Here is a 20,049-nt window from a genome sequence, read left to right on the forward strand (position 1 = left end):
CGCCCTGATCGACACCTCCTCAACGCGAAGCGAGCGAGCAGATGGGTGACACCCCTCACCGCTCGGCGCACGCCGGCACCGGCGGGACCCCCGTGGCCATGAGCCACGAGCGGCCCGCCGGTGCCTCGGCGCGTGTGGCCGAGCGCTCCGGAAACCCCCTTGGCCGCCCCGGCGGCGACCTCGGCGGGGGCGGCGGCCTGCCCCGCGCCCGCGCCTTCGGCGCGGAACGGGCGTTCCGCGGCCTCACCCTGGCCGCCGGCACCACGGTGCTGGTGATCATCGCGGCCATCGCGATCTTCCTGATCGCCAAGGCCGTGCCGGCGCTGCGGGCCAACACCGAGTCGTTCTGGACCTTCGAGGGCTGGTTCCCGAACGACAACCCGCCGAAGTTCGGCATCGGCGCGCTCGCCTTCGGCACCGTCCTGAGCTCGCTGCTGGCGCTGCTCATGGCGGTGCCCGTCGCGCTCGGCATCGCCCTCTACCTGTCGCACTACGCCCCCCGCCGGCTCGGCAACGGCCTCGGCTTCGTGATCGACCTGCTGGCCGCGGTGCCGAGCGTGGTCTTCGGCCTCTGGGGCCGCGACTACTTCGCCGGCCCGGTCGCCGACCTCTCCGCCTGGCTGAACACCTACTTCGGCTGGATCCCGATCTTCGGCGACGGCCCGTACGGAAGCTCGATCCTGCTCGGCTCCCTGGTGCTGGCGATCATGGTGCTGCCGATCGTCACCTCGCTCTCCCGCGAGGTGTTCCGGCAGACCCCGACCGCCAACGAGGAGGCCGCGCTCGCGCTCGGCGCCACCCGCTGGGAGATGATCCGCACCGCGGTCCTGCCGTACGGCCGGCCGGGCGTCATCGCCGCGGTGATGCTGGGCCTGGGCCGGGCGCTCGGCGAGACCATCGCGCTGGCGCTCACGCTCGGCTCGACGTACGCCATCTCGTTCAACATCCTGCAGAGCGGCGGCAACTCGATCGCCGCGAACATCGCCAACCGGTTCGCCGAGGCGAACGACACCGGCCGCGGCGCCCTGATCGCCTCCGGCCTGGTGCTCTTCGCGATCACGCTGATCGTCAACATCACCGCGCGCGCGATCATCTACCGCCGCCGCGAGTTCACGGAGTCTGCGGCATGACCTCCACTCTCACCCCCTCCCGCCCGCGCCCGCCGGCCCAGCCGGCCACGCTGCGGGCCCGGCGGCTCCCGGCGTACGCCGCGCCCGTCATCGCCGTCGCGGCGCTGCTGCTCGCGGCGGCCCTCGTGTACGGCGCCGGCATCGGCGGCCCGGTCCTGGTCGTGGTGCTGGGCGCGCTGCTCTACCTGGTCGGTCTCTACGTCGCGACGAACGCGGTGGAGGGCCGGCGGTCCGCCCGCAACCGGACCTGGAGCGCGCTGATCCACTCCGCCTTCGTGCTGGCCGTGCTGCCGCTGGCCTCGGTGGTGTGGACGCTGGTCAGCAAGGGCTCCGAGCGGCTGGACGGCAACTTCTTCGGCACCTCGATGAACAACATCGGGGCGCGGGACGCCAACGGCGGCGCCTACCACGCGATCATCGGCACGCTGGAGCAGGTCGGCATCGCCGCCCTGATCACCGTGCCGCTCGGCGTGCTCTGCGCCATCTACGTGGTCGAGTACGGCCGGGGCCGGTTCGCGTTCACCATCCGCTTCTTCGTGGACGTGATGACCGGCATCCCGTCGATCGTCACCGGCCTGTTCGTGCTGGCGTTCTGGGTGCTGATCGTCTCGCCGTGGTTCAACGACGGCCGGCCGAGCTTCTCCGGCTTCGCCGCCGCGCTGGCGTTGAGCGTGCTCATGCTGCCCACCATCGTCCGGTCCACCGAGGAGATGCTCCGGCTCGTGCCGGCGCCGCTGCGCGAGGGCGCCTACGCCCTCGGCGTGCCGAAGTGGAAGACCATCCTGCGGGTCGTGCTGCCGACCGCGCTGCCCGGCATCGTCACCGGCATCATGCTCGCCATCGCGCGGGCCGCCGGCGAGACCGCGCCGGTGCTGCTCGTCGCCGGTGGTGGCGCCTCGATCAACTTCAACCCGTTCGAGAACAACCAGTCGTCGCTGGCCCTCTTCGTCTACCAGCAGGCCGGCGAGGCCTCGAAGTACTCGCCGGCGCGGGCGTGGACCGCGGCGCTCACCCTGGTCGCGCTCGTCCTCGTCCTGACCGTCGCGGCGAAGTTGCTGGCCCGTCGAAACCGGCTCGGCCGATGAACCCCGGAGGTACCGCCACCATGGCCAAGCGCGTCGAAGCCTCGAACGTCACCGCCTACTACGGCGGGTTCAAGGCGATCGAGAACATCAACCTGACCGTCGAGCCGAAGACGGTGACCGCCCTGATCGGTCCGTCCGGCTGCGGCAAGTCCACCTTCCTGCGGTCGATCAACCGGATGCACGAGGTGCTGCCGGGCGCCCGGGTCGAGGGCAACCTGACCATCGACGGGCAGGACATCTACGACCGCGACGTGGACGTCACGGCCGTACGCCGCATGATCGGCATGGTCTTCCAGCGGCCGAACCCGTTCCCCACCATGAGCATCTTCGAGAACGTGGTGGCCGGGCTGCGGCTCAACGGCGTCCGGCGCAAGTCGATCCTGGAGGAGACGGCCGAGAAGGCGCTCCGCTCGGCGAACCTGTGGGACGAGGTCAAGGACCGGCTCGGCAAGCCCGGCGCCGGCCTCTCCGGCGGTCAGCAGCAGCGGCTCTGCATCGCCCGTACCATCGCGGTCGAGCCGCAGGTGGTGCTGATGGACGAGCCGTGCTCGGCCCTGGACCCGATCTCCACGCTGGCCATCGAGGACCTGATGTTCCAGCTCAAGGACAAGTTCACCATCATCATCGTCACGCACAACATGCAGCAGGCCGCGCGGGTGTCGGACCGCACCGCCTTCTTCTCGATCGAGAAGACCGGCGACCCGGGCCGCCTGATCGAGTACGACAACACCCAGAAGATCTTCAGCAACCCGAGCCAGAAGAAGACCGAGGACTACATCACCGGCCGCTTCGGCTGAGGTGCAAGGAGGGGCCCCCTGTTAACGCATTCTGCATAACAGGGGGCCCCTCTTAACACCCCACTCAGCGGAGCAGGAAGCGCGGCTGCGCGCCGTCCAGGTCCTCGATGCGCGGCAGGACGGGCGTACCCGGGTCGCGGTCCGCGGCGGCGCGGGCCACGCCGGCCAGGTCGCCGGCGGCGGCGATCTCGCCCAGGGTGACCATCGTCGGCGGCAGCATGGTCAGCTCCCCCGCCTCCGCCCGGGCCAGCGCGTCCGCCGGGCGCAGCCACAGCGTGTGGTCGGCCTCGCCGGAGACGTCCCGGGTCCGCTGCCCCTCGGGCAGCAGGGCCACGAAGAAGTACGTGTCGAAGCGGCGCGGCTCGAACTCCGGCGTGATCCACCGGGTCCACGGCAGCAGCAGGTCGGACCGGAGCGTCAGACCGCGCCCGGCAAGCAGATCCGCGAAGCCGGTACGCCGACCCACCAGGTCCTGCCGGGCGGCCTCCCAGTCGTCGCCGCTCACGTCGCCGACCACGGTCTCCGCGTCCGGGCCGGCCAGCAGCACGCCCGCCTCCTCGAAGACCTCGCGGGCGGCGGCGCAGACCACCGCCTGCGCGTCCGCCGGGTCGAGCCGGAACCGCTCACCCCAGGCCGCCGGCTCCGGGCCGGCCCAGCCCAGGTGCGCCTCGGAGTCGGAGCGGTCCACCCCGCCGCCGGGGAAGGCGTACATGCCGCCGAAGGTCATCGCCGCCACCCGCCGGATCAGGTAGACCTCGAAGTCGTCACCGGCCGGGCGGAGCAGCAGCACGGTGGCGGCGACCCGGGGCACCGCCGGCACGCCGCCCTCGGCGTGGAACCGGCGGGCGTGCTCCACCAGGGCGGGGGGTGCGGCGAAGCCGTCGATCGTCATGCCCCGAGCCTAGGCCCTGCCTCGCGGATCCTGTTCGGCCGCAAGCGCCCGCCCGGCCCGCTCAGCGTCCGCGCTCGGTTTCCGTGGGCGGCCGGACTGCCATGGCTGTGGCCCCGTGATGCGGTCGCAAGACAATGGCATCATCGGCCGATGAGCGATGGTCTCGACGCCGTGATCGCCAAGGTTCTCGACTGGGAGCCCGGGGCCGACGAAGCCCTGATAGCTGCCGGGCCAACCGGAGCGAGACGTGTCTTCGACCTCTACTACGGCAGGGTCAGGGCGAACCTGGTCACGAGAGCCACGGGCCGGGAGCTGGGTGACGGCTGGTCGGCCGCCCTGCACATCGCCGCCATGATCGCGCCCGAGGAGTTCCTCGCCCAGATGCCGGGCCGCGTCGGCACCACGGAGATCGTGATCCTGGGCGACATCAATGATCCCCGCGCTACGCACATCCTCTGCGAGCAGGCTCGGCACAAGGACTTCCTGCACCGCGTCAACGCCGTCAGGGCGCTGGCCAAGCACACCGGACCGGCGGGCCGGGCGGCGGTCGAGCAGGCCCTCGCCGATGAGGATCTCGTGGTACGCAGTGCGGCGATCCGGTGCGTCGCCGACACGGATCCCCGCCGAGGCAGGACCTTGTACGAAGCATTCCTGGAGGAGCCTCGCCTCACCCCACTCCTGCGGAAGGAGGCGCGGTGGGCGTTGTCCTACCTGACTGAAGGCAGTCCGATACCGCTCTACCCGTGGTGAGTTCCCAGGTAGACCGCGAGTGCCAGCCGGTCGTCGCACTCGGCCAGCAGCGTCCGGCGGGCGGCGCCGCAGGGCCACGACTGTTCGCAGGCGTCGCGGCGCCAGTTCGCTCGCCTGGCGGCGTGGCTCATGGCAGCCTCAGCGCGATGGCCCGCGCCTCGTCGTCGCTCAGCGGCAGGAACCACAGGAAGCGCTGGCGAAGGTTCCGGCGCAGCGGATCGAGCGGTGGGAACTGCGTCGAGGTCGCCGCCGGCCGGTCCTGACGTCCCGACGGGTGGATCATCCTGCCGGCGGCGGAAGCGGCCGGGATAGCGTTCGGGCATGACGCGTTGGGGAATCCTGGCCACCGGGCACATCGCCGCCTGTTTCGCCGACGACCTGCGGCTGGTGCCGGACGCCGAACTGGTGGCGGTCGGGTCGCGCACCCGGGAGAGCGCCGAGACGTTCGCGCGACGGTACGACGTGCCGCGGGCGTACGCCTCCTGGGCCGAGCTGGCCGCGGATCCGGACCTGGACGCGATCTACGTGGCCACCCCGCACGCCGCGCACCACGAGGCGGCGCTGGCCTGCCTGGCCGGCGGCAAGGCCGTGCTGGTGGAGAAGCCCTGCACGCTGGACCTGCCCACCACCACCGAGCTGGTGGAGACGGCGCGCGCTCGCGGGCTCTTCCTCATGGAGGCCATGTGGATGCGGACCAACCCGCTGATCCTGCGGGTGCTGGAGCTGATCTCCGACGGCGCGATCGGCGAGGTGACCCACGTCCGGGCCGACTTCGGGGTGGCCGGGCCGTTCCCGCCCGAACACCGGATGCGGAATCCCGCGCTGGGCGGGGGCGCGCTGCTCGACCTCGGCGTCTACCCGCTGAGCCTGGCCCACCTGGTGCTCGGCGCGCCGCAGCACGTGCGGGCGTGGGCCCGGCTGAGCCCGGAGGCGGTGGACGAGAACACCGGCATCGTCCTCGGCTGGGACTCCGGCGCGGTGGCGACGCTGAGCTGCGGGATGGTCGGCGCCACCTCGATCACCGCGTCGATCACCGGCACCGCCGGCCGGATCGACCTGCCTGAGCCGTTCTTCCGGCCCGGGCACGCGGTGCTGCACCGGGCCGGGGCCGAGCCGGAGACGATCCCGGCGGACCTGACCGGCGGGGGCTACCAGTACGAGGCGATCGAGGTGCAGCGCTGCCTGGCGGCCGGGCTGACCGAGAGCCCGCTGGTGCCGCACTCCGCCACCCTCGAGGTGATGACCCTGATCGACGACGTCAAGGCCCGGATCGGCGTCTCCTACGTGTAAGGAGGGGCCCCTTCTTAACATCGGATGTTAAGAAGGGGCCCCTCCTCTACCTGAGGCGTTAAAAGGGGGCCCCGCCTTAGAACAGCGGACGCACCAGCAGGTACGCGAGGCAGGCGATCGCGGCGGCGGCGGGGAACGTGATGATCCAGGCGATCACGATGTTGCCGGCCACGTTCCAGCGCACCGCGGAGAGCCGCTTCGTCGCGCCCACACCCATGATCGCCGAGGTGATCGTGTGCGTGGTGGAGATCGGGGCCTTGAGCACCAGCGCGTTGAAGTAGAGCACCGCGCTGGCCACGGTCTCGGCCGCGAAGCCCTCCGCCGGGCCGAGGTCGATGATCTTCCGGCCCAGCGTCCGGATGATCCGCCAGCCGCCCGCGTACGTGCCGAGCGCCAGCATCGTCGCGGAGGTCCAGAACACCCAGCCCGGGATGTGCGTCTTGCTCTCCTGGAAGCCGCCGGTGTAGAGCGCCAGCACGATGATGCCCATGGTCTTGGCGGCGTCCTGCATGCCGTGGCCGACCGACATGGCGGCGGCGGAGACGGTCTGCGCCCAGCGGAAGCCCCGGCTGAGCTTGCCCGGCTGCCCCTTCCGGAACAGCCACATGATCGCCAGCATCACCAGGAAGCCGAGGATCAGGCCGACCACCGGGGAGAGGACCATCGGGATGATGACCTTCTCCAGGATGTTGCCCCACTGGACGATGCCGTCGGCGGCGAACAGGGTCGCGCCGACCAGGCCGCCGAAGAGGGCGTGCGAGGAGGAGGACGGCAGGCCGAAGTACCAGGTGATCAGGTTCCAGGCGATCGCGCCGAGCACGCCGGCGAAGACCACGCCGAGGCTCTCCACCCCGGTCGGTAGCGTCACCAGTCCGTCGCCGACCGTCTTGGCCACCCCGGCGCCGAAGTGCGCGCCGACGAAGTTGCCGACGGCGGCCAGCGCGAGGGCGATCCGGGGGGTCAGCGCCCGGGTCGAGATGCTGGTGGCGATCGCGTTGGCCGCGTCATGGAAGCCGTTCGTGTAGTCGAACGCCATGGCGACCGCGATCACCGCCAGCACGGCGATGAGTTCGGGTGTCACGGGATCAGGACTCCTTGACCGCGATGGTCTCGACGGTGTTGGCGACGTGCTCGAAGGCGTCGCAGGCGGCCTCCAGCTCGTCGGCCACCTCCTTCATCTTCAGCACCGTGAGCGCGTCGTACTCACCGGAGAAGAGGCGGACCAGCAGCATCCGGTACGCCTGGTCGCCGTCGTTCTCGAGCCGGTTGCACTCGATCCAGTAGTCCTCGAGGTCCTTCATCGACTTCAACCGGGGCATCGCCTCGGCGGTGAGCTTGGCCTGCTGGTCGAGCACGTTGACCAGCTCGTGCAGCTCGCGCGGCAGCGACGGGAGCTTGGTCAGGCCGTACAGGTAGAGCAGGTTGCCGACCGCCTCCAGGTGGTCCATCACGTCGTCGAGCAGCGAGCCCAGCCGGTAGATGTCCTCCCGGTCGAAGGGCGTGATGAAGGTGGAGTTGATCTTCTTGTAGAGGTCGTGCGTGATCTGGTCGCTGTCGTGCTCGACCTCGGTCAGCCGCTCGCTGATCGACTGCACGTCCGCGCCGGGCAGACCCAGCTCGTTGAGCAGGTCGGTCCCCTTCACCAGGTTCTGCGCGGCCCTGGTGAAGAGCTCGTAGAAGGCGCCCTCGGTGGGACGGAAGGAAAACTTCACAGCACGGACCTCGTCGTGTCGGTGGAAGGGTGGCTGTCGCCCGCGAGAGGCGTCTGCTCTGGGCATGCTAGGGACACGGTCGAACCCGGCATCGACCGGCCCACCCCTGGTCAGGCCCGATTCACCGCTCGTTCACCTGCTGTTCACCTGATCACTTGCCGCCCTGGTCGCGTAACCGGTCACGCTCCCGCTCGACGTCGAAATCGGCAGGCGGATACCCCAGATCCAACCCGTCGAACGTCTCCCGCAGCAGGTGGGCGAGGGCCCAGTCGCGGTACCACTTGCGGTCCGCCGGCAGCACGAACCAGGGCGCGGCGTCCGTCCCGCAACGCTCCAGCGCCTCGGTGTACGCGGCCCGGTAATCGTCCCAGCGGGCCCGGGTGTCCAGATCGCTCGGGTTGTACTTCCAGTACTTCGTCGGGTCGGTGAGCCGCTCCATCAGCCGCTCGCCCTGCTCCGCGTACGAGATGTGCAGCATGACCTTCACCACGGTCACGGACTGCTCGACCAGTTCCCGCTCGAAGTCGTTGATGATCGCGTACCGGGACCGCCAGGTGGCCTCGTCGACCAGTCCCTCCACCCGGGCGATGAGCACGTCCTCGTAGTGTGAGCGGTTGAACACACCCACGTAGCCCGGCGGCGGCAGCGCCCGCCGGACGCGCCAGAGGAAGTCGTGCCGCCGTTCCTCCTCGGTCGGCGGGCCGAAGGAACGGATGTGCAGCCCGAGCGGGTTCATCGCGCCGGCCACCCGCTTGACCGCGCCGTCCTTGCCGCCGCAGTCCATGGCCTGCAGCACCAGCAGCACCCGGCGCGGCCGGTCACCGTCCAGCCGTGCGCCGGCCTGGCTGGGCGCGCTCGTGGCGCTCCCCGGCCCGGCCGCACCCTGGGCGGCGGCGTAGAGCATCTCCTGCTGCCGGCCCAGCTCCGCGCCGACCAGCTCGACCTGCCCACGGGCCCACTCCTTGCGCGCCGACCCTTGCCCGGCCGCCGTCGGCAACCCCGGCGTCGACCGGGGGTCGATCGCCGCCAGGTCCACCGCCCCCGGGCCCACCCGCAACAACTCCCGCATCGACCCGCCCTCGGGCCCCACCACGCCACTCATCCCCCGATCCTCACCCCGCAACCCCGATCATGGGTACGGCGTGCCCGCTACGCCCGTTTTGCGACCCGCACTCCATCCGCCCACCTCCTCCACCCGTTCCCAGGCCCACCCCGCCCGTCGACAGAGGGGCCGTTTCGTACCAAGATCTCCCGCCGGGACGGGCCGACGGGGGCGAACGGCCGAACGCCAGGCGGTGGGCGGTGCGGGGTGGGCGAGCGGGAGAATGGACGCGTGGACGAGCTTGCGGGGGAGTTCGAGGCGGAACGAGGGCACCTCCTGGCGGTCGCGCAGCGGATGCTGGGCAGCCGCAGCGAGGCCGAGGACGCCGTGCAGGAGACCTGGCTGCGCTTCTCGGGCGCGCTCGCCGACCCGGCCGAACGGGCCCGCGTCCGCGACGTGCGCGGCTGGTTGACCACCACCTGTTCCCGGATCTGCCTGGACGTGCTCCGCTCCGCCCGCGTGCGCCGCGAGGCGTACCCGGGTCAGTGGTTGCCCGAGCCGGTGGTGCGCGGCCTCCCGGCGGCGGACGGGTTCGCCCCCGACCCGGCCGAGCGCGCGGTCCGGGCCGACCAGCTCGGCACCGCGCTGCTGGTGGTGCTGGAGCGGCTGACGCCGGAGCAGCGGGTGGCGTTCGTGCTGCACGACGTCTTCGCGGTGCCATTCGGCGACGTGGCCGGCGTGCTCGCCGTGACGCCGGAGGCGGCGCGGCAGCTCGCGTCCCGGGGGCGTCGGGCGGTGCACGGGCCGGACGGGCCACGGCACAGCGCCGACCTCGCCGAGCAGCGCCGCGTGCTCACCGCCTTCGCCGCCGCGGTGGAGTCCGGCGAGCTGGACCAACTGGTCCGGGTGCTGGCCCCGGACGTCATGTCGATCGGCGACTCCGGCGGGCACTTCCCGGCGGGGCGCCGGCCGGTGGTCGGCACCGACGCGGTCGGCCGTCTGCTCCTCGGCCTGTACGGCCAGGCCCGGGGGCGGGGCGCCCTGCGCGGCCGGCCGGTGCTGGTGGACGGCACGCTGGGGTGGCAGTCGGAGTTCCTCCACCGCGACGGGCGGACGATCCGGATGGTCACCTCGTTCGCCGTGCACGACGGGCGGGTGACCGGCGTGTTCAACCAGCTCAACCCGGACAAGGTGGCCGACCTGCCGCCGCTCGGGCCGGACGCCGCCTGGCCGCCGCGCTGGTGAGCGCGGTTCAGACCACCAGGGCCAACCACTTGCGGTACGAGGTGGCGAACGGCTCGCTGCCGTCGCCGAGCGCGCCGAGCAGCCAGTGGGCCGCCGCCTCGGCCTCGGCGACCAGGTCGTCCGGGTAACCCCACCGGGCCCGGTGCTCGGCGAACTCGTCCTCGTCGCGCAGCTCGACGACGCCGGTCTCCCGACGGCGCACCACGTCCAGGTCGAGGTCGACCAGGTGGACCGTCTCCTCACCCTCCCAGCGGGCCGGGGTGGCGATGTCGCAGTAGACCTCGCTGGTGCGTGGCGGCGGGTTGAACATCCCGGTCCACCAGCCGTGTCGGGGCACCAGCAGGACGAACGGGATCTGCTCGACCGAGGGGCGGCCGTGGTAGACGGATTCGGTGCCGGCCGGCACGCCGAGCCAGACGCCGAGGTCGTCCTCGGCGAGCCGGCGGGCCGGGTAGTCGCGGTGTGCGCTGCCGTCGTACTTGCGGTAGATCACGCGGACCACGTCGCTCGGCATGCCTGGCACCCTAACCGATTCCGGCCACGCCTCGCGATCGGGAGGTAACCGGACGCGACCCACGGTCCGCGCCACGCGGCCGGAGCGGCGGGACCCTCGTCGGTGCCGGCGGGTACGGTCGCACGGTGAGCCCGTCCCGCACCGCCACCGGCCCCGCTGTCCCGAAGAAACGCCGGGCCGGCCGCGCCGACGGCGGGGCGCTGCTGGCCGCCGCGGTGGGCGCGGTGCCGGGCGGCGCGGCCCGGCCGGGCCAGCAGCAGATGGCCGAGGCGATCGAGCGGAGCATCGCCTCCGGCGAGCACCTGCTGGTGCAGGCCGGCACCGGCACCGGCAAGTCACTGGCCTACCTGGCACCGTCCCTGACCGTGGACGGTCCGGTGGTGGTCTCCACCGCGACCCTGGCGTTGCAGTCCCAGCTCGTCGACCACGATCTGCCCCGGCTGGCCGACGCGGTCGAGCCGGTGCTCGGCCGCCGCCCCACCTTCGCCGTGCTCAAGGGCCGCCACCACTACCTGTGCCTGGCCCGGCTGGACAGCTCGGTGGAGGACGAGCCGGACGACGCGCTCTTCGACGCGCCCCGTCCCGGCGGCACGAAGTGGCTGGGTGAGGCCGGCCGGCTGGGCAAGCAGGTGCAGCGGCTGCGCGACTGGGCCGAGAAGACCGCCACCGGCGACCGCGACGAGCTGGACCCGGGCGTCGACGACCAGGTGTGGCGCAGCGTCTCCATGCCGGCCCGGGAGTGCGTCGGGGCCAGCCGTTGCCCGTTCGGGCAGGAGTGCTTCGCGGAGGCGTCCCGGGCCCGCGCCCGCGAGGCGGACATCGTGGTGACCAACCACAGCCTGCTGGCCGTCGACATGCTCGCCGGGCGGCATATCGTGCCGCCGCACAAGCTGCTCGTGGTGGACGAGGCGCACGAGCTGGCCGACCGCGTCTCCTCGGCCGCCCAGGCCGAGCTGGTGCCCGAGCTGATCGACCGCTCCACCCGGCGGGCCCGGCCGCTGCTCCGGCCCGACCTGGCCGACCGGCTCACCGAGGCCGGCGACGCGCTGACGGTGGGGCTGGCCGAGGCGCCGGCCGGTCGGCTCACCGCCGGCCTGCCGCCCGCGCTGCGGGAGGCGTGCACGCTGCTCGACGCGGCGACCCGGGCCGCGCTGGAGTCGATCGGCGACGTGAAGGCCGACGACCCCGACCCGGTCCGCAAGCAGCAGGCGAAGGCGGTGCTGGACGAACTGTCCGCCACCGCCCAGCGGCTGCTGGAGGAGGCCGACCACGACGTGGCCTGGGTGGAGAAGCCGGAGAACGGCAGCCGCCGGGCGCTGGTGGTGGCGCCGCTGTCGGTGGCCGGCACCCTCGCCACCCACCTCTACGACGAGCGCACCGTGGTCGCCACCTCGGCCACGCTGGCGCTCGGTGGCCGCTTCGACACGGTGGCCCGGGCGCTCGGGCTGGAGGCCCCGCCGCCCACCCCGCCGTCGCCGGCCGCCGCCGCGCTGGCCACCGCGGCCGCCGCCGGTCGCACCGCCGGACCGACCCCGGTGGCCAGCACCGAGGGCAGTCGGGCGGCGATCGGCACGGTCCCGGCCACCGAGGGGCCCGGCTGGCGGTCGCTCGACGTCGGCTCGCCGTTCGACTACGCCCGGCAGGGCATCCTCTACGTCGCCGCGCACCTGCCCCGCCCCAGCGTGTCCGGCCTGCCCACGGCCGCCGGCGAGGAGTTGCTGGCGCTGGTCGGGGCGCTCGGTGGGCGTACCCTCGGGCTCTTCTCGTCGCGACGGGCCGCCCAGCAGGCGGCGGAGCTGGTCCGGGCGCGGACCGACCTGCCCGTGCTGCTCCAGGGCGAGGAGGCGTTGCCGTTGCTGGTCCGCCGGTTCCGCCAGGAACGGGAGAGCTGCCTGTTCGGGGTGATGTCGCTCTGGCAGGGGGTGGACGTGCCGGGCGACGCCTGCCAGCTCGTGGTGATCGACCGGCTGCCGTTCCCCCGCCCCGACGAGCCGCTCGCCGCGGCCCGCGCGGCGGCGGTCGACGCGGGCGGCGGTTCCGGGTTCGCGGCGGTGAGCGTGCCGATCGCCGCGGTCCGGCTGGCCCAGGGCGTCGGCCGGCTGATCCGGGCCACCGGCGACCGGGGCGTGGTGGCGGTGCTCGACTCGCGGTTGGAGACGGCGCGCGGCTACGGCCCGTTCCTGCGGCGGTCGTTGCCGCCGTTCTGGTACACCACCCGGCCGGAGGTGGCGCGGGGCGCATTGGAACGGCTCGCCAAGAGCTGACGCCCGCGCCTCCCCGGGCGGGGTGACGCGGGCGTCGACCGGTCGGGCCGGATCAGGGCGCCTGGGAGGCGACCACCACGGCGTCCGGCGGGGTGTCTGGCACGGTACGCGCGGCGAGCCGCCGGACCGCGGTGTTGAGCACGGCGATCAGCGGCACCGCGACCAGCGCGCCGGCGATGCCGGCCAGCACCACCCCGGCGGCGATGCCGATGATCACGGCGAGCGGGTGGATGGCAACCGCCCGGCCCATGATCAGCGGCTGGAGCACGTGCCCCTCGACCTGCTGCACGCCGATGACCACGCCCAGGATGATCAGAGCGGTCACCGGACCGCTGTCGACCAGCGCCACCAGCACGGCCACCACGCCGGACAGGAAGGCGCCGACGATCGGGATGAACGCGCCCAGGAACACCAGCGCGGCCAGCGGGAACGCGAACGGGATGTCGAAGACGACCAGGAAGATGCCGATGCCGACGGCGTCGATGAACGCGACCAGGACGGTGGCCCGGACGTACGCGCCGAGCGTCGCCCAGGACGCGCGCCCGGCGTCGTCGACCTTCCAGCGCGCGGCGACCGGCAGCAGCCGCACCAGGAACCGCCAGATGTTGGTGCCGTCGCGGAGGAAGAAGAACGTCGCGAACAGCACCAGGACGGTGCCGGTGAGCACCTCGGCCAGCGTGGCGGCGGTGCTGAGCGCGCCGCTGGTGAACCGCTCGGTGTTGCCGTTGATCCAGCTCTGCGCCTCGTCGATGTAGCGGTCGAGCTGGCTGTCGGACAGGTGCAGCGGGCCGGTCTTGAGCCAGTCCTGGATCTGCCGGACGCCCTGGGAGGACTTCTCGCTCAGCTCCGGCACGCCCTGGATGAACTCGTTGACCACCAGCGTCAGCGTGCCGATCACCGCGGCCAGGCCGCCGACCAGCACCACGCCGGTCGCCAGCGAGCGGGGGAACCGGGCCTTGAGCAGCCAGCCGACCGCCGGCGCGAGCAGCGCGGAGAGCAGGAGGGCGACGGTCAGCGGGATGATCACGATGCTGATCGTGCCGATGATCTTGAGCAGTGCCCAGGTGACGATGCCGATGACGATCAGGCGCCAGCACCACGCGGCGGCGATCCGCAGCGCGTGCGGCACCTCCGTGTCGTCGCGGCTGACCGTCGAGTTGTGCATCGCGGCCGGCGGCTCGGCGCCCACCACCATCGCCGACGGCGACGCCACCGGACCCGGCGAGACCGGCGAGGCCACGCGGACGCCCTCCGGCGCCGCATCCGACTCCTCCCGGCGGGACCGGACCGACTCGCGGCCCGACTCGTACGCGCGGCGGAGCCGTCCGCGCATCCGCTCGAAGCGGCTCAAGCGCACCTCCGGCAAATCGGCCCACCCACGTCACAGGGGGGACAGGATACGTCCGACCGCCCCACCCTAGGGCGGCTGTGCCACACATTGCCCCGCTGCGTCAGTGGCCAACCACGCCGGGATCGACAGTGGGGCACGCGGTAGCGTCTTCGCGTGACCGCCGACCAGAGTCTCGACGCCGGGCTGCCCATCCGCCTGCTGCACGACCGCGTGCTCGTGCGTACCGAGGGCGCCGAGGGGGAACGCCGCTCCACCGCCGGCATCGTGATCCCGGCGACCGCGGCGGTCGGCAAGCGGCTGGCCTGGGCCACCGCGGTCGGCGTGGGGCCGAACGTGCGCTCGATCGTCTCCGGCGACCGGGTCCTCTTCGACCCCGACGACCGCTCCGAGGTCGAGCTGCACGGGCGGGCCTACGTGCTGCTGCGCGAGCGGGACGTGCACGCCGTGGCGGCCGAGCGGGTGGAGACCACCGCCGCCGGCTCCACCGGCCTCTACCTGTAGCCCGCCCCCGGGCGCTGTTTGCGGCGCTGCCCGGCGGGAAGCCCAGGCACCTCAGCGCCCTGGGGAGGGACCATGCCGGTAGTGATCAAGAAGATCCTCGCCTGGGGATTCCTCGCGTTCCTGATCTACTTCATGGCGTTCCGGCCCGACGGCGCGGCGCAGCTGTTCAGGGGGATCGGCGTGGCGCTGATGGCCATCGCCCAGGGGCTCGGCGACTTCCTCACCGGGCTGGTGGCCTGACGGTCAGCCGCCCGGGTGCCACGGGTGCGGGCCGTGACCGACCGGCGGCGGTGGCGGGGCCAGCACCACCGGGATCGGCACCACCGGCTCGTCCGGCGCGTCGACCGTGCGCTGCGACCCGTCCGGGAACCGCAGGTGGTAGCGCTGACCGTCCCAGACCCCGACCGGCGCCTGCGGGTCGCGACCGACGAAGAACGACCGGTACGCGGCGATCGCGTCCAGCAGCTCCCGTTCCTCCCGTGCCGTCCGGTCCCGCTCGGCGGGCTTACGGTCCAGCCCTCGGCGCATCCCGTCGCGCAGCAACGCCAACCGGGTCGCCGCGAACTGGTAGCCGCGCATCGCCTTCACGCCGCCGTCGCCCGCCACCCGGCGGGCCCAGGTGCGGGCCGCGTGCCGCCGGCCCAGGCTGCCCAGCGCCGCCACCTCCGGCGGGGTCAGCCAGCCCGCCCGCACATAGTCCGGCAGGGTGCGCTCGGTGAGCCGCCCCTCCCAGGCCCGCAGCCACACCGCCAGCCCCACCATGGCGAAGAAGATCGGCACCATCACGCCGAGGTAGCCGTAGAGCACGATCACCGGCTGCCCGGTGGCCTGGGCCAGCGAGGGCAGCAGGTTCCAGGTGCCGTGCAGCATCATGGCCAGCAGCAGGCCGGCCAGCGGGGCGAGGATCCGGACCCGGCGGTCGGCGGTCCGCGCGGCCACACCCAGCCCGACGCCGGTCATCGAGGTGAACAGCGGGTGGGCGAAGCCGAACAGCAGGATCCGCACGATGAAGATCGCGATGACCTGCTGGGCGCCGGTGGCCGGGCCGTACTCCTCCACGCCGGTGCGGTAGCCGTAACCGCCCAGGTAGAGGATGTTCTCGACCATGGCGAAGCCGACCGCGGAGAGCCCACAGTAGACCAGGCCGTCGGTGACCCCGGAGAACTCCCGCCGGCGGAAGATCAGCAGCAGGATCGGGCCGGCCGCCTTGGTCAGCTCCTCGATGAACGGCGCGACCAGCACCGCGGTCAGCGCCGTGGGCAGCCCCCGGTCCTCGAACAGCCGCGCGCCCGTCTCGTTGACCAGCAGCGAGATCGCGGTGGAGACGAAGGCGCCCCAGGCGAAACAGAAGATCAGGTATTTCAGCGGCTCGGGCTCGTAGCGGTCGAGCCAGAGGAAGCAGGAGACCAGCACCGGCACCGGCAGGATCGCCGCGATCACGCCGACCAGCAGAGCCTCCGCGCCCAGACTCTCGCCCAGCGTGAAGACCATGAACAGCGCGCCGGCCGCGATCAGCAGCACCACCCCGGCCAGCGCCAGGAAACGTCGCCAACCGAGCCGGCGCAGCGGCATCCGGGGCGTCGGCGCGCCGGGCGGCGGGGCGGCGGGCGCGGACGGCGGCGGCGGCGCTCCGCCGGGCGGGGTGACGACCATGCGGTCAGCGTAGTCACCCGCGCCCCACTGGTCCGGCCGCATCGCGACGGCTATGCTCCCGGACAGGTCACGAGCGCCAGCGTCAAGCCCCGGCTTGCTGGCCGGCAACCCTCGTCGAGGTTCGCGGTGGGGTGCCCCGGGTGATGACCGGGCCCCGCGCCGACCTGTGCGCCGGGCAAGCGCGGACCCCGTCCCGACACCTCGGGGTCCCCCGGTGACCCGGAGGCTCCGGCATGACCCTCACCCTCGTACCGCACGCTCCCGTGCTGCCCACGCCGGTCCGGCCCGACCCGCTCGGCGTGCTCGGCGTACCGGGGGAGATCAACCTGGACCACGCCGCCAGCGCGCCGTGCGCGCGGGCCGCGGCCGACGCGGTGGCCGAGCTTCTTCCCTGGTACGCGAGCGTGCACCGCGGCGCGGGCGCGCTGTCCCGGCGCTGCACGCTGGCCTACGAGCGGGCGCGGCAGAGCGTGGCGGACTTCGTCGGCGCCCGCCTCGACGATCACGTGATCTTCACCCGGAACACCACCGACGCGGTGAACCTGCTGGCCCGGGCGCTTCCCGCCGGCACCACGGTGGTCACGTTCGGCGGCGAGCACCACGCCAACCTGCTCCCCTGGCCGCGCGGCTCGGTGCGGCTGCCGGTCCCGGACAGCCCGGCCGGCGCGGTCCGGTCCCTCGCCGCGGCGCTCGGCGAGCTGGCCCGCGACGCCCGGCCCGGCCTGCCGGTGCTGGTCGCGGTGACCGGCGCCAGCAACGTGACCGGCGAGTGCTGGCCGGTGGCCGACCTGGCCCGGGTGGCCCACCGGCACGGCGCCCGCATCCTGGTCGACGCCGCCCAACTGGCCCCGCACGCGCCGGTCGACCTGACCGCGCTGGACGTGGACTACCTGGCGCTCTCCGGTCACAAGCTCTACGCCCCGTTCGGCGCGGGCGCGCTGGTCGGGCGGGCGGACTGGCTGGATGCCGCCCCGCCGTACCTGGCCGGCGGCGGGGCCACCAGCCACGTCGGCGCGGCCACCCACGAGGTGCGCTGGGCGACCGGCCCGGCGCGTCACGAGGCGGGCACCCCGAACCTGCTCGGCGCGGTGGCGCTGGCCGCGGTCTGCGATGCGCTCACGGCCGCCGACCGGAACGCGCTGCACGCCCGGGAGCAGGCACTGCTGACCCGGCTGCGGTCCGGGCTGGCCGCCCTGCCCGACGCGGTGGAGTTGCGCACGTTCGGCCCGGAGGCGCCCCGGGTGGGCATCGTCAGCTTCGTGGTCGCCGGGCGGGACTCCGCCGAGGTGGCCGCCCACCTGGCGGCCCGGCACCGGATCGGGGTGCGGGACGGCCTGTTCTGCGCCCACCCGCTGACCCGCCGCCTGCTGTCCGAGGCCGCCGCGCGGTCCGGCCGCGCCGACCTGCCCCCCACCGCCCTGCGCGCCAGCCTCGGCCTGGGCACCACCGCAGCCGAGGTGGACACCCTCCTGACCGCCCTCACCACCCTCCCCTGACTGCCCCCCGGCCCCACCCTGCCCCGCCCTTGATCAACGGAGCAAGGGGGTCGGTCCCGGGGCCGGCGGAGGTCAGCCGACCGGAGGGGCGGTGGGGGGCTTGGGGGTGGGGCTCTGGTCGGTGGGCTCGCCGCTGCGCTGCTCCTTCTCCCCGAACGCCTGCCGGATCAGGCGGTTCGCCTCCTCCTGATCGACGCCGGAGGCCACCAACAGGTCGCTGGCGGTGGTCCGCACCTGCGCGATCACCACGCTGCCGGAGAAGCCCACCCCCTCGGCGTACGCCCGGCCGGCCTCGCTGACCGCGCGCAGCGACCGCTCGCGGGCCTGCTCCGGCTCCTCGCCGGCGGCGAACTCGTGCCGCAGCAGGCGTACCGACTCGGCGAGGTGGGCGACCGCGTCCGGCATCGGCTCGGGGATCGGCTCCTCGTCCTCGATCATGGTGACCGAGCGGCGGATCAGGGTGCCGCTGTTGCGCATCGCCCGGTCGATCGGCTCGGCCGCCTCGGCGTAGTGGGTCAGCTCGCTGCGCCGGTGCCAGCGGGCCGGCGAGATGGTGATGGTCTCCTTGGCGCCCTCGATCGCCTCGGAGAGCGCCGCCAGCTCCTCCTTGTTCTCCCGGAGCCGGAACAGCGCCCGCTGGGCGGCGCCCCGGTCCTGGTTGCGCAGCGCCTCGGCGCAGGTGTCCAGCTGACCGGCGAGCAGGTCCAGCGCGGGGCGGGCGGCCCGGTTGATGACCCGCAGCGGGTTGAGCGGGAGCAGGATGGCGGTGACCAGCAACGCGATTCCACCGCCGAGGAAGGCGTCGACGAAGCGGGGGAACTCCAGGTTCTGGGTGGACGGGCTGAGCGTCACGATCAGCACCGCGGTGGCCGCCGCCTGGATCACGATGGCCACGCTCGCCCCGGCGAAGATGGTCAACAGGATCGCCGACGTCACCACCAGCGCGAGCTGCCAGGCGCCGGTGCCGAGGAAGTAGATCAGCACGTCACCGACGAGGACGCCGACCGCGACCCCGACGATCAGCTCGACGGTACGCCGGAACCGCTGGCCCACCGAGGCGGCGAGCGTGCCCACCGCGGAGATCGGGGCGAAGACCGGCTGCGGGTTCTTCAGCAGCCGGTGCGAGATCAGGTACGCCAGGCCGGCGGCGAGCCCGGCCTGCAACGCCAGGCCGAAGGCGGTACGGACCCGGTGCAGCCGGTCGTGCAGGGTGGCCTTGCTCCGGTCCCGCAGCTCGTCCATGGCGGCGGCGATCCGGGGCCCGTCGAGGTCGCCCAGCGCTTCGCGTGACGTCATGCGCCGCAGGAACGGCTGTCGTCGGTCCCGGGCCACGGCCATGGCCGGTACTACCCGTCCCACCCCGGGTGAATCCTCGCGCCGCCCGCCATGGGGCAGACTTCAGCCGATGGACGACCTGACGGCACGGTGGCGGGACGCCGCCCTCGCGGCCGGCGCCACCGACCCGGCGGGCGTGGACCGGGCCGGGGCGCGCCTGCTGACCGGCTGGCGGGAACCCCACCGGCGGTACCACACGCTGGACCACCTGCGGGCGGTCCTCGACGTGGTGGACGCGTACGCGGACCGGGCCCGCCGACCCGACCTGGTCCGGCTGGCCGCGTGGTGCCACGACGTGGTCTACGACCCGCGGGCGGGCGGCGACACCAACGAGCGGGCCAGCGCCGAGCTGGGCGACACGCTGCTCACGGCCGCCGGGCTGCCGGCCGCGGCGGTGACCGAGGTACGCCGCCTGGTGCTGCTCACCGCCGGCCACGCGGTCGGCCCGGACGACCCGGACGGCGCGCTGCTCTGCGACGCCGACCTGGCGGTGCTGGCCGCCCCACCGGACGGCTACGACCGCTACGCCGCCGCGATCCGCCGGGAGTACGCCCACGTCCCCGAGCCGGACTTCCGCGCCGGCCGGGCGGTCGTGCTGCGGCACCTGCTCGGCCTGCCGGCGCTCTACCGCCTACCTGAGCCGCACGCCCGCTGGGAGGACGCCGCCCGGGCCAACCTGAGCCGGGAACTCGCGCGCCTGGGCTGAGGCGCGGGGCTTGGGACGGCGCAGGTCGGCGGCGCGCAGCAGGCGGACGATGTCCCGGGATCCGACCACCGTCGCGCCCAGCCAGACCGCGACCCGGAACCGCTCGGCGGGCAGGTCGTAGTGGTCCCGGTCGAAGCCGCGCCGGGGCGCGCCGAGCAGCTCGGCGAAGGCGTGCAGCTCCGCGTAGGAGACGTCGCTGATCAGGTGCGACCACAGCCGGCCGCGCCAGGGCACCGTGGGCGGGTCCAGGTAGAGCACGGCGACCAACGGTACGCCGGTAGCCTTC

Annotated in this window: 20 protein-coding genes and 1 riboswitch; of the genes, 11 read left to right on the plus strand and 9 right to left on the minus strand. The window is 73.4% G+C overall.

Annotated features, from left to right (window positions below):
- Positions 1-41 precede the first annotated feature (41 nt).
- From pstC to pstB, 3 genes are read left to right on the plus strand one after another with little or no spacing between them, the layout of a single operon-like run.
- The gene (gene pstC / locus O7600_RS16085) at positions 42-1,130 is read left to right on the plus strand and encodes a phosphate ABC transporter permease subunit PstC (protein ID WP_281588234.1); all 1,089 of its coding nucleotides are present in this window, start codon (positions 42-44) and stop codon (positions 1,128-1,130) included.
- The gene (gene pstA / locus O7600_RS16090) at positions 1,127-2,215 is read left to right on the plus strand and encodes a phosphate ABC transporter permease PstA (protein WP_098747710.1); all 1,089 of its coding nucleotides are present in this window, start codon (positions 1,127-1,129) and stop codon (positions 2,213-2,215) included. Before pstC ends, pstA begins: the two co-directional genes overlap by 4 nt.
- A gap of 20 nt (positions 2,216-2,235) precedes the next feature.
- Complete coding sequence (pstB, locus tag O7600_RS16095; RefSeq protein ID WP_091569147.1) at positions 2,236-3,012, plus strand: phosphate ABC transporter ATP-binding protein PstB; 777 nt, start codon at positions 2,236-2,238, stop codon at positions 3,010-3,012.
- A gap of 64 nt (positions 3,013-3,076) precedes the next feature.
- Here pstB and O7600_RS16100 read toward each other — a convergent pair whose 3' ends face one another.
- Complete coding sequence (locus O7600_RS16100) at positions 3,077-3,904, minus strand: NUDIX domain-containing protein (RefSeq protein WP_281588237.1); 828 nt, start codon at positions 3,902-3,904, stop codon at positions 3,077-3,079.
- A gap of 150 nt (positions 3,905-4,054) precedes the next feature.
- Here O7600_RS16100 and O7600_RS16105 point away from each other — a divergent pair, with 150 nt between their 5' ends.
- Positions 4,055-4,654, plus strand: a complete 600-nt coding sequence (locus O7600_RS16105; RefSeq protein WP_281588239.1) for a HEAT repeat domain-containing protein — start codon at positions 4,055-4,057, stop codon at positions 4,652-4,654.
- Positions 4,655-4,975: 321 nt separating this feature from the next.
- A complete protein-coding gene (locus O7600_RS16110; protein ID WP_281588241.1) occupies positions 4,976-5,944 on the plus strand; it encodes a Gfo/Idh/MocA family oxidoreductase in 969 nt (322 codons plus the stop codon).
- Positions 5,945-6,020: 76 nt separating this feature from the next.
- On the opposite strand, the gene O7600_RS16115 is transcribed toward O7600_RS16110, so the two are convergent.
- The 3 genes from O7600_RS16115 to O7600_RS16125 form a co-directional block, all read right to left on the minus strand.
- Entirely contained in the window at positions 6,021-7,025 is a 1,005-nt protein-coding gene (locus O7600_RS16115) for an inorganic phosphate transporter (RefSeq protein WP_281588243.1), read from the minus strand.
- Between the two features lie 4 nt (positions 7,026-7,029).
- Complete coding sequence (locus O7600_RS16120; protein WP_089157475.1) at positions 7,030-7,656, minus strand: DUF47 family protein; 627 nt, start codon at positions 7,654-7,656, stop codon at positions 7,030-7,032.
- A gap of 151 nt (positions 7,657-7,807) precedes the next feature.
- Positions 7,808-8,758, minus strand: coding sequence for a PPK2 family polyphosphate kinase (locus O7600_RS16125; RefSeq protein WP_281588246.1), 951 nt, complete (start codon positions 8,756-8,758; stop codon positions 7,808-7,810).
- A gap of 231 nt (positions 8,759-8,989) precedes the next feature.
- On the opposite strand from O7600_RS16125, the gene sigJ reads away from it, so the two are divergent.
- Positions 8,990-9,943, plus strand: a complete 954-nt coding sequence (gene sigJ, locus O7600_RS16130; protein WP_281588248.1) for an RNA polymerase sigma factor SigJ — start codon at positions 8,990-8,992, stop codon at positions 9,941-9,943.
- Positions 9,944-9,950: 7 nt separating this feature from the next.
- Here the strand turns inward: sigJ and O7600_RS16135 are convergent, their stop codons facing one another.
- Positions 9,951-10,457: a DUF402 domain-containing protein gene (locus O7600_RS16135; protein WP_281588250.1), complete on the minus strand. Its 507-nt coding sequence runs from the start codon at positions 10,455-10,457 to the stop codon at positions 9,951-9,953.
- Between the two features lie 125 nt (positions 10,458-10,582).
- Between O7600_RS16135 and O7600_RS16140 the strand changes: the two genes are divergently transcribed.
- Positions 10,583-12,721 (plus strand): ATP-dependent DNA helicase, encoded by a 2,139-nt coding sequence (locus O7600_RS16140; protein ID WP_281588252.1) that lies wholly within the window; start codon positions 10,583-10,585, stop codon positions 12,719-12,721.
- A gap of 52 nt (positions 12,722-12,773) precedes the next feature.
- Here O7600_RS16140 and O7600_RS16145 read toward each other — a convergent pair whose 3' ends face one another.
- On the minus strand, positions 12,774-14,054 hold the full coding sequence (locus O7600_RS16145; protein WP_281594174.1) for an AI-2E family transporter: 1,281 nt from the start codon (positions 14,052-14,054) through the stop codon (positions 12,774-12,776).
- A 171-nt stretch (positions 14,055-14,225) separates the two neighbouring features.
- On the opposite strand from O7600_RS16145, the gene O7600_RS16150 reads away from it, so the two are divergent.
- Both O7600_RS16150 and O7600_RS16155 read left to right on the plus strand, forming a co-directional pair.
- Complete coding sequence (locus O7600_RS16150; RefSeq protein WP_099163495.1) at positions 14,226-14,573, plus strand: co-chaperone GroES; 348 nt, start codon at positions 14,226-14,228, stop codon at positions 14,571-14,573.
- Positions 14,574-14,645: 72 nt separating this feature from the next.
- The gene (locus O7600_RS16155; RefSeq protein ID WP_281588255.1) at positions 14,646-14,813 is read left to right on the plus strand and encodes a hypothetical protein; all 168 of its coding nucleotides are present in this window, start codon (positions 14,646-14,648) and stop codon (positions 14,811-14,813) included.
- A gap of 3 nt (positions 14,814-14,816) precedes the next feature.
- Here the strand turns inward: O7600_RS16155 and O7600_RS16160 are convergent, their stop codons facing one another.
- Positions 14,817-16,268 carry a PrsW family intramembrane metalloprotease gene (locus O7600_RS16160; protein ID WP_099163494.1) on the minus strand — a complete coding sequence of 484 codons (1,452 nt, stop codon included), beginning with the start codon at positions 16,266-16,268 and terminating at the stop codon, positions 14,817-14,819.
- A gap of 23 nt (positions 16,269-16,291) precedes the next feature.
- Positions 16,292-16,414, plus strand: a riboswitch (SAM riboswitch).
- Between the two features lie 45 nt (positions 16,415-16,459).
- On the opposite strand from O7600_RS16160, the gene O7600_RS16165 reads away from it, so the two are divergent.
- A complete protein-coding gene (locus tag O7600_RS16165) occupies positions 16,460-17,722 on the plus strand; it encodes an aminotransferase class V-fold PLP-dependent enzyme (protein WP_281588258.1) in 1,263 nt (420 codons plus the stop codon).
- 72 nt (positions 17,723-17,794) lie between these two features.
- Here O7600_RS16165 and O7600_RS16170 read toward each other — a convergent pair whose 3' ends face one another.
- Positions 17,795-19,018 (minus strand): FUSC family protein, encoded by a 1,224-nt coding sequence (locus O7600_RS16170; protein ID WP_281588261.1) that lies wholly within the window; start codon positions 19,016-19,018, stop codon positions 17,795-17,797.
- A 109-nt stretch (positions 19,019-19,127) separates the two neighbouring features.
- Here O7600_RS16170 and O7600_RS16175 point away from each other — a divergent pair, with 109 nt between their 5' ends.
- The gene (locus tag O7600_RS16175) at positions 19,128-19,763 is read left to right on the plus strand and encodes an HD domain-containing protein (RefSeq protein WP_281588263.1); all 636 of its coding nucleotides are present in this window, start codon (positions 19,128-19,130) and stop codon (positions 19,761-19,763) included.
- On the opposite strand, the gene O7600_RS16180 is transcribed toward O7600_RS16175, so the two are convergent.
- Positions 19,689-20,021, minus strand: coding sequence for a DUF4031 domain-containing protein (locus O7600_RS16180; protein WP_281588266.1), 333 nt, complete (start codon positions 20,019-20,021; stop codon positions 19,689-19,691). The two genes, O7600_RS16175 and O7600_RS16180, sit on opposite strands and share 75 nt — an antisense overlap.
- Between the last annotated feature and the right edge of the window lie 28 nt (positions 20,022-20,049).

This window comes from Micromonospora sp. WMMA1998, from assembly GCF_027497375.1.
Classification (GTDB): Bacteria; Actinomycetota; Actinomycetes; order Mycobacteriales; family Micromonosporaceae; genus Micromonospora; species Micromonospora sediminicola.

Excerpts from the sequence above, each read along its gene's own strand:
- pstC (WP_281588234.1), top strand. The coding sequence starts at position 42 with ATGGGTGACACCCCTCACCGCTCGGCGCACGCCGGCACCGGCGGGACC.
- pstA (WP_098747710.1), top strand. The coding sequence starts at position 1,127 with ATGACCTCCACTCTCACCCCCTCCCGCCCGCGCCCGCCGGCCCAGCCG.
- pstB (WP_091569147.1), top strand. The coding sequence starts at position 2,236 with ATGGCCAAGCGCGTCGAAGCCTCGAACGTCACCGCCTACTACGGCGGG.
- O7600_RS16100 (WP_281588237.1), bottom strand. The coding sequence starts at position 3,904 with ATGACGATCGACGGCTTCGCCGCACCCCCCGCCCTGGTGGAGCACGCC.
- O7600_RS16105 (WP_281588239.1), top strand. The coding sequence starts at position 4,055 with ATGAGCGATGGTCTCGACGCCGTGATCGCCAAGGTTCTCGACTGGGAG.
- O7600_RS16110 (WP_281588241.1), top strand. The coding sequence starts at position 4,976 with ATGACGCGTTGGGGAATCCTGGCCACCGGGCACATCGCCGCCTGTTTC.
- O7600_RS16125 (WP_281588246.1), bottom strand. The coding sequence starts at position 8,758 with ATGAGTGGCGTGGTGGGGCCCGAGGGCGGGTCGATGCGGGAGTTGTTG.
- O7600_RS16135 (WP_281588250.1), bottom strand. The coding sequence starts at position 10,457 with ATGCCGAGCGACGTGGTCCGCGTGATCTACCGCAAGTACGACGGCAGC.
- O7600_RS16145 (WP_281594174.1), bottom strand. The coding sequence starts at position 14,054 with ATGCGCGGACGGCTCCGCCGCGCGTACGAGTCGGGCCGCGAGTCGGTC.
- O7600_RS16155 (WP_281588255.1), top strand. The coding sequence starts at position 14,646 with ATGCCGGTAGTGATCAAGAAGATCCTCGCCTGGGGATTCCTCGCGTTC.
- O7600_RS16160 (WP_099163494.1), bottom strand. The coding sequence starts at position 16,268 with ATGCGGCCGGACCAGTGGGGCGCGGGTGACTACGCTGACCGCATGGTC.
- O7600_RS16165 (WP_281588258.1), top strand. The coding sequence starts at position 16,460 with ATGACCCTCACCCTCGTACCGCACGCTCCCGTGCTGCCCACGCCGGTC.
- O7600_RS16170 (WP_281588261.1), bottom strand. The coding sequence starts at position 19,018 with ATGACGTCACGCGAAGCGCTGGGCGACCTCGACGGGCCCCGGATCGCC.
- O7600_RS16175 (WP_281588263.1), top strand. The coding sequence starts at position 19,128 with ATGGACGACCTGACGGCACGGTGGCGGGACGCCGCCCTCGCGGCCGGC.